This is a genomic window from Paenisporosarcina sp. TG-14, assembly GCF_000297555.1.
Lineage (GTDB): Bacteria > Bacillota > Bacilli > Bacillales_A > Planococcaceae > Paenisporosarcina > Paenisporosarcina antarctica.
Window position 1 is genome coordinate 1 of record NZ_AMGD01000097.1, and the last position, 5,772, is coordinate 5,772.

A 5,772-nucleotide genomic window follows, 5' to 3' on the forward strand; every position below is an offset into this window, starting at 1 on the left:
GGGATTTCGAAAAGACCAACATTGGATTTTGTCTTAGCACCACTAGATCAAGCAATTAAAATCATTAAAAAGGAAGCCACCTATCGAACAACGATTCACTCCGATCAAGGCTGGCATTACCAGCATAGTAAATGGGTGAAAACATTAAAAATGAACAAAATTTTTCAAAGCATGTCTCGAAAAGCAACGTGTGCAGACAATGCGACGATGGAAAACTTCTTTGGCTTACTAAAGCAAGAAATGTATTACGGTGAAGAATTAATGTCGTATGAAGAATTGAAGAAGAAAATTGAAGGTTATATCCATTACTATAACCATGAAAGGATTAAACAAAAACTGGCCGGCATGAGTCCAGTAAACTACCGAACTCATGCCAACCAGTCAGCTGCATAAATAAAACTCTAACTTTTAGGGGTCACTACCATTCAGATGCGAATTGATCGTCCTTTTTTGTTGTATTTTAAAGTTTTCACCTCTCAAGAGAAACATTATCCTAAAAAGTAGTCTTTTCTTTACATAACCCGTTTAAACATTTTTTCAATCTCATACGTGGAGAAATGAACAATCACAGGTCTTCCATGTGGACATGTAAATGGATGTTCAGCTTGTCTTAAATCAAATATAAGCTTCGTCATATCATCTTTTGTTAAAAAATGATTGGCTTTAATCGAACGTTTACAACTCATCATAATAGCTGCATCTTCTCGTAACTTTTTAACGTCCGCTTTTCGACCAGTTAGCACTTGTTCCACTAATTCTTTGACAATTTCTTCTTCAAAACCTTTTGGAAACCATACCGGATGATCTCGAACAATAAAGGTAGTAGGTCCAAAATCTTCTAGAGAAATCCCGACTTCTTCGAGTTGATTAGCATATTCCTTTAAATGTAAAGCTTCATCTGCAGAATAATGCATCGATAAAGGAATGAGCAAAGACTGCCTCTCCCCTGCTTCAACCTCACCAACCTTATCACGGAAAAATTCATACTTAATTCGTTCTTGTGCCGCATGCTGGTCAATTAAATAAAACCCGTCTACACTTTGGGCAACGATATACGTGCCGTGTATTTGTCCAACGATATCAAGTTCTGGGAATGGCTCTTTAGAGGAAACAGCTTGCATGTTTTCGATTGGAGGAATAAATGGCTCTTGGTGATCCATCTGTTCTTTTACCATTGATGTGTCTGATGTTTTGTTAAAGGTGTGCATTGAGCGATTTTCTGAATAAGTTGGTTGGACCGGTTTTGACTTCCATAGATCCATTTGTTCACTAGATGCAATCGCTTTTTTGGGTTTTTCGGCAATTTCCGGTGCTCTCATTATTGAACGAATCGTGTTTCTAATCGTGTCTTCGACTAATTGTTGTAACTCTTTTTCTTTGCTTAATCGAATATGTTGTTTTGATGGATGCACGTTGACATCCGTCAAATAAGGATCACCAACGATATTCAATATGACAAGCGGATAGCGTTCTATAGGTAAGAACGTGTGGTATGCATTAACAATCGATTGTTGCACGCTATAATGTTTTACCCATCGACCATTTACAAAGAGAGTAAGATAATTTTTTGATGCACGTGTGATTTCTGGTAAGGATGCATATCCATGGATACGGTAATCAGATGATTCACCTTCAAAAGGAATCATTTTTTTGGCAATTGCCATTCCATAGATCGCAGCAATTACTTGTTGTAAATCACCTCGTCCATTCGTATGAAGTAACACTTGTTCACCGTGTCTTAATTTAAACGTAATTGATGGATAACAAAGAGCCAATCGATTAATTAAATCAATGATATGTCCGAGCTCCGTTTGAATTGTTTTCATATATTTTAATCGAGCTGGTGTATTGAAAAACAGTTGGGATACTTTAATATCCGTCCCTTTTCGAAGTGCACCTGCTTGCTGTTTTTTTACATGACTACCTTCTATTTCAATACTTGTCCCCGTAGTAGAACCATCAGAAGTCCATAATGCCACTTTAGAAACAGAAGCAATACTTGCAAGTGCTTCTCCTCGGAAACCAAGTGTTCGTATACGGAAAAGATCATATTCATTTGCTATTTTACTCGTTGCGTGTCGTGAAAAAGAAAGAATGGCATCTTCTTCATCCATCCCGCTCCCGTTGTCTGTTATTTGGATCGTTTGTAACCCCGCTTCTTCTAGATATATATCAATTGAAGTACTACCGGCGTCAATCGCGTTTTCCACAAGTTCTTTAACAACGGAAGCAGGACGTTCTACAACTTCACCCGCCGCTATTTTGTTCGATAAGGGTTCATCCATTAAGCGTATATGTCCCATGGGATCTACTCCTTTCACACAAGTTTATTTACCGATTTTTTGCTGTAGTTCATATAAAAACTGTAGTGCTTTCATAGGTGTTGTTCCTGTTATATCTATCTCTCGAATAGATGATAGTACACCGTCTGTTATTGGTTCTTTTTTTAGTTCTTCAGGTTGATTTTTAGTTTCTCGGAAAAAGGTTAACTGTTCATTTACTGTAGATTGATTGCCCTTACTTTCATGTTCTTTTACTGTCTCCAGCTCTTGCAGTATCTCTCTTGCTCTAACAATAATTGGTTCAGGTAACTGTGCAAGTTCTGCCACATGGATACCATAACTCTTATCAGCGGGTCCACTTTTCACTTTATGTAAAAAGACTACTTTACCGTTCTGCTCTATAGCCGCTACATGTACATTTCTCAGTTTATCTAAGTGCTTTTCTAATTGAGTAAGTTCATGATAATGAGTTGAAAACAATGTATTTGCACGAATTTCTGTATGAATGTATTCCATCATGGCTTGTGCAAGTGCCATACCATCATACGTCGATGTACCACGACCTATTTCATCGAACAGTAATAAACTGCGCTCAGTCGCATGAGTTATTGCATAAGTTGATTCAAGCATCTCTACCATGAATGTACTTTGTCCTGCTGCCAAATCATCTGCTGCCCCAATGCGCGTGAATATTTGATCCGTAACAGGTAGTAAGGCTCTCTCAGCAGGTACATAACAGCCCATTTGCCCCATAATGACGGTAATGGCCACTTGTCGCATATACGTGCTTTTACCAGACATGTTAGGACCTGTGATTAACAACATATTTTCTTCGGATGAAAGAACACAATCATTTGGTACATAATGTTGTTTGTTCATCATCTTTTCAACTACAGGATGACGTCCATTGACGATCGTTAAATCTAAACCATCGTGGAATGATGGTTTTGTTAAGCGATAATGGTCTGTCACTTCAGCAAAACTTGAAAAGACATCAAGTTCGCTCACTTTTGCAGCGAGTTTCTGAACTTGAGGTATATACTGTTTTACTTGTTCGCGAACATCTACAAAAAGAGAATATTCCAAAACTAAACTTTCTTCTTCTGCCGTTAAAATAAGTGATTCTTTTTCTTTTAGCTCATCAGTAATATATCTTTCGGCATTGGCTAAGGTTTGTTTTCGTTCATAGCGTGTCAAATCAGCTAAATGAATATTGGATTTTGTAATCTCAATATAGTATCCGAATATGCGATTATAACCAATTTTCAAGCCCTTAATTCCTGTACGTTCCCTTTCTTTGAGCTCAAGAGCTGATATCCAATCTTTACCGTTTTTCTTAGCGTAGCGAAGCTCATCCAATCGAGCATGAAAACCGTCACGAATGATATCCCCTTCTTTGACAGAAAGTGGGGGATGGTCAGAGATCGCCTCTTTAAGCATATTTAAAAGTTCCATACATTCATCTAAATTATTCGCTGCTTTTATTAATGCAGGTTTGGCACTTTCTTTTAATTTCTCTTTAATAAGAGGAATTTGAAGAAGCGATTGTCGCAATTGACTTAAATCGCGACCACTTGCTGTACCAAAAGAGATGCGACCAATTAATCTCTCCAAATCATACACTTCTTTTAGGGTTTCTCTAATATCGGCGCGAATGAAATAGGCTTCAAGCATTTCTGTCACTATTTCGAGTCGCTCTTCTATTTTCATGCGATTTGCTAGGGGTTGGTGCAACCATTGCTTTAATTTCCGTCCCCCCATTGCGGTCATGGTTTCATCTAACAGCCAGTATAACGACCCTTTTTGGTCTCCACCTCGAATAGATTGAACCAATTCCAAGTTCCTTTTTGAATGAAAATCAATTGTCAAAAGTTCTTCGCGCTCCTGAAATTTAAACGGCTGAATGTGATCTAGTGAACGTTTTTGTGTTCGATGCAAATAGGTTACAAGTCGATGACAAACGCCATGAACGTCAATTGGATTTTGTTCAACAAACACTTTATTTGTATTTAACTCAAGCTTGGTTTCTTCAATAGATAATAAAATTGAATGTGCTTCAGCTAAATCTGATAAAAGAACAAATAACTGTTCAGGTACAACGAGCTCTCGAATGGATAATGCTTGTAGTTCTTGTATCAGGTTTTTTTCTGTTCCTGTCAATATAACGCTTGTACCTTCGCCAGTCGATAAATCTAAATAAGCATAGGCATAGCGATTTTCGTCAATTTCTTCGGCTGATGCAATAAAATGATTAGTTTTTCCGTCCATATTTTTGCCTTCAATAATTGTACCTGGTGTGATTAAACGAACAACTTCACGTTTCACTACCCCTATAGCTTGTTTTGGGTCTTCTGTTTGTTCACAAATCGCTACACGATATCCTTTTTGAATAAGTGTTTCTATGTAATTTTGTGCGGCGTGGTGAGGAACTCCACACATTGGAATGCGTTCTGCGCTTCCCCCCGCACGACTAGTCAATGTAATTTCAAGAATTTGAGACGCTCTAATCGCATCTTCAAAAAACAGTTCATAAAAATCACCTAAGCGGAAAAACAAAAAGGCATCTGCATACTCAGATTTTACTTGTAAGTACTGTTGAATCATAGGTGTATAATTGTTCATGTCAAAACCTCTTTCGGATACTAGCTATTCTTTCATTATACCAAAAACAACAGAAAAAAAAGCCGGATTAGGAAATCCGGCTTAAGAGGATTCTCTCGAATCATCATATGATGATGTAGAAGATGAAGAACTTTCATCTTTATAAGACCATTCTTCTTCAACATCTTGTGGTTGAACTTGAATACATACAGTTGTTTCACCAACGATTTCTGCGTGTAGCTCTCTTTCTACTGTTACTTTAAATTGTTCACCATCAGATGTGATAACGGCTTCCGTACAATTTGGTTGTTGAGCTACACGTAAATGTACATCTTCAACACCATGTGTATCTTCTTCGCGGTAATGCAGTTTGATACGTTCTCTGTAAGGCACAGTCTCAGAAAAAACAGAAGTTTTCGAATGCTCGTGATGAGCATACCACACATTAATATCATACTTCCCTGTTACTTCAACGAATTTGCCGTGCTTTTTCGCCTGGTGAGTGTGATTAATAACCCAACACCCTAAAATGCTTGAAGGGTTATTTGGTGGACGTAATGTTTCACTAGCTTCAGCTCTCTTTTTCCCTTTCGCCACGACTGCTTTCGTCACGATTTGACGGATATATTTCAAAGCCATCCTCCTTCGTTCGATTCCTTTTCATCATATGCAGGATGTGCCTAATAGGTGAAAAGAAAAGTGAAGAGTACCACATTAGCTTTTGGAAATTAAGAGCCCTTAAAGACGTTCACTGACTCATATAGGTTTCCGGGCGCAAAGAGTTGAACCATGGATTATAGAATAAACAGAATCAAAGGATTGATGAAATTGAGTGATTGATGGTTCATTATTTTATGTTTTATTTATTATAATCGAGTAGGAGGGAGTG

4 protein-coding genes are annotated in these 5,772 nt (G+C 37.8%); 1 reads left to right on the forward strand and 3 read right to left on the reverse strand.

The window, feature by feature from the left end; all coding sequences use genetic code 11:
- The coding region (locus tag C406_RS19765) for an IS3 family transposase (protein ID WP_017382108.1) at nucleotides 1-393 on the forward strand (393 nt) is incomplete at its 5' end.
- A 119-nt stretch (nucleotides 394-512) separates the two neighbouring features.
- Here the strand turns inward: C406_RS19765 and mutL are convergent.
- The 3 genes from mutL to cotE form a co-directional block, all read right to left on the reverse strand.
- Nucleotides 513-2,303: a DNA mismatch repair endonuclease MutL gene (gene mutL / locus C406_RS0118300; protein WP_017382109.1), complete on the reverse strand. Its 1,791-nt coding sequence runs from the start codon at nucleotides 2,301-2,303 to the stop codon at nucleotides 513-515.
- Nucleotides 2,304-2,327: 24 nt separating this feature from the next.
- Complete coding sequence (mutS, locus tag C406_RS0118305; protein ID WP_017382110.1) at nucleotides 2,328-4,904, reverse strand: DNA mismatch repair protein MutS; 2,577 nt, start codon at nucleotides 4,902-4,904, stop codon at nucleotides 2,328-2,330.
- Nucleotides 4,905-4,985: 81 nt separating this feature from the next.
- Nucleotides 4,986-5,516, reverse strand: coding sequence for an outer spore coat protein CotE (gene cotE, locus C406_RS0118315; protein ID WP_017382111.1), 531 nt, complete (start codon nucleotides 5,514-5,516; stop codon nucleotides 4,986-4,988).
- Nucleotides 5,517-5,772: the final 256 nt, after the last annotated feature.

Coding starts and splice junctions, on each gene's coding strand:
- mutS (WP_017382110.1), bottom strand. CDS start 4,904: ATGAACAATTATACACCTATGATTCAACAGTACTTACAAGTAAAATCT.
- mutL (WP_017382109.1), bottom strand. CDS start 2,303: ATGGGACATATACGCTTAATGGATGAACCCTTATCGAACAAAATAGCG.